This is a genomic window from Microcystis sp. M53603_WE2, from assembly GCF_030065435.1.
Genome location: NZ_JASJFF010001309.1, coordinates 1 through 2,255, shown reverse-complemented (window position 1 = coordinate 2,255; position 2,255 = coordinate 1). Strand labels below are relative to the sequence as shown.

At 45.1% G+C, this 2,255-nt stretch carries 3 protein-coding genes; 1 reads left to right on the top strand and 2 read right to left on the bottom strand.

Annotated elements, in window-relative coordinates; genetic code table 11:
* Positions 1-586: 586 nt before the first annotated feature.
* Complete coding sequence (locus PX481_RS27455) at positions 587-952, top strand: DUF1815 family protein (protein ID WP_002801757.1); 366 nt, start codon at positions 587-589, stop codon at positions 950-952.
* Positions 953-995: 43 nt separating this feature from the next.
* Here PX481_RS27455 and PX481_RS27450 read toward each other — a convergent pair whose 3' ends face one another.
* Both PX481_RS27450 and PX481_RS27445 read right to left on the bottom strand, forming a co-directional pair.
* Positions 996-1,964: a glycosyltransferase family 2 protein gene (locus PX481_RS27450; protein ID WP_004159345.1), complete on the bottom strand. Its 969-nt coding sequence runs from the start codon at positions 1,962-1,964 to the stop codon at positions 996-998.
* A gap of 95 nt (positions 1,965-2,059) precedes the next feature.
* A partial coding sequence (locus tag PX481_RS27445; RefSeq protein ID WP_288097106.1) for a zinc ribbon domain-containing protein occupies positions 2,060-2,255 on the bottom strand: 196 nt, incomplete at its 5' end.

The window sequence follows — 2,255 nt, the reverse complement described above, 5'->3', positions numbered from 1 at the left end:
TTGCGGCAAAAATTTTTTCCTGGCGGCAGGGTGTAGCGTTTTACCAATTTTGATGGGGTCAATTACCTAATTTTCAGGTAAAAAGTCCCAGAATTTTCCACCCGATCACTCCGGGATCTGGTACTTTTTGGTTTCCAAAAAGTCTAAAAGTCTTACCCAACAAGGTTTTTATATTTATTCAGCAAACCCTAATTACCAGTTACTGTTTACTGGACGGCTACGCCGTGCCTTTGGCAACACTGAAAAAAGCTCCCCTCCCTCCGTATCTGGAATGGACGCATAGGTTTATGTGATTGTCAACATAGATTTGCGAACTTTTTTGTCGAAACCGGATCTTAAACTTTAAAAATAGGCATGATGGGAATAGTTGGGATCGAGGGGGTGGAAAGACGGATAAACTGGTAGCTTTGTACTTACACATACTTGGCGATATCAGGAATTCACGCTACTCTAGGTATCGGGTTCTTTACATTTTGTTACTTAACATCCGTAAACAAACCTGGTTCATATACTTTATACTCTCAAAAAAGAATCTTAAAAAAGTATTAAGGTTTTATAATTGAGCAGTGTTGTCAGGAGGAACATTGTGTTTAAACGACTTGCAGAACAGCATCGCCAACTGGTCAAAGACTTGGTCATGGATTTACAGGCCTTAGCGATCGCACTAGAAAATCAAGGTTATCTAGCATCTTGCTACACCTGTGGCGGTCAAATGAACAGCGCATCCTTTATGGTCGGATTGGGTGAAACCCATCTAATTCGGTTTCTCGTGTCCGATTACGGCATCACCTGGACAGAAATGCGCGATGATCGAGAGTTAATGAAACTCGAAGGTGCGGAAGCCATCAGCCAACTACAGGAATTAGCCAATCTGATTAAATATCAAATTTCGCCGGCGGAATTTATTGACAAAAAACCCTCCTCCGTGCTGCAACGGTTAGAGACGGTTTAACCCCAGATGTGACCTAGACCTGTATGTTTAGCGAACTTTTTCCCTAACCTTTCAGCCAACTGTTAGCTAGATAGGCCATTCGTTTCATCTCTTTTCGTCCCCGGGAGACGGAATCGAGGATCATGCCACAGGTCAAACTTAAAAAGGCTAAAAGCATGATCGAGGCCGATAAAATAGCGGTGGGAAAACGTGGTACTAAGCCGGTTTCGAGGTATTCAAACAGGACGGGGATCGCTAAGAGGAGGGAAATAACCGCCAAAATTAGCGAGACAAGGCTAAAAAAGAGAAAAGGACGAATTTCTTTAAAAAGTAGGATAGCGGTTCCCAATACTCGCCAGCCATCTTGAAAGGTTTTTAACTTACTTTGGGAACCTTCGGGACGTTCCCCGTAGAGGGTTGGTTCTTCAGCGAAGGGAATTTTTAATTCTAAAGCGTGGATAGTTAACTCGGTTTCAATCTCGAAACCATTGGACAAAGCGGGAAAAGATTTGACGAAACGACGAGAAAAGATGCGATAACCGGAGAGCATATCGATTAAACGCGCTCCAAACAGAAATTTCACCAATCCCGTTAAAAATAGATTACCGGCGCGATGACCGGGACGATAAGCCTGGGAGGATTTTGCCGCTTCCCGACGCGCACCGACCACCATATCTAACTGTTCTCGCAGCATTCGTTCAATTAAGCGTCGTACTGCCGCAATTTCGTAGGTATCATCACCATCGATGAGAATATAGATATCGGCCTCGATATCGGCAAACATCCGCCGGACAACATTGCCTTTTCCCGGTTGGATTTCCTGACGCACGATCGCCCCCGCTTTGAGGGCCTCGGTCACGGTATCATCGCTAGAGCGGTTGTTATAGACATAAATTGCCGCTTCTGGCAGAAAAGTTTGAAATTGGGAGACCACTTTTGCGATCGTTAGTTCTTCGTTGTGACAGGGAATAATCGCCGCAATACGATAGTTTTTCAGGGAAATAGGCGATCTGGTTGTCAGGTTCTCGATCATGGCTGACGACAATGTTTAATAATAGTTAGGGGTGTTTCTTGACGTTGGACGGCTTGACATCCTCACCGCCGTAAACGGACGGTGATTCCCAAACCTCACGATTTAGGTTTCTGCTTCTTTCCCTTGCGGGGTTCCGCACCTGCCTTAACAGATTTACTCTGTTCTGGTCTTATGGTCGCAACCCGGACTGACACCGCAAGCCCTGCGGCCAAAATATTTTTACTGGCGTTAATATCTCGGTCATGGTGAGTCCCACAGTCTGGACAGTCCCATTCTCGAACATTTAACGGC

Excerpts from the sequence above, each read along its gene's own strand:
- PX481_RS27450 (WP_004159345.1), bottom strand. The coding sequence starts at position 1,964 with ATGATCGAGAACCTGACAACCAGATCGCCTATTTCCCTGAAAAACTAT.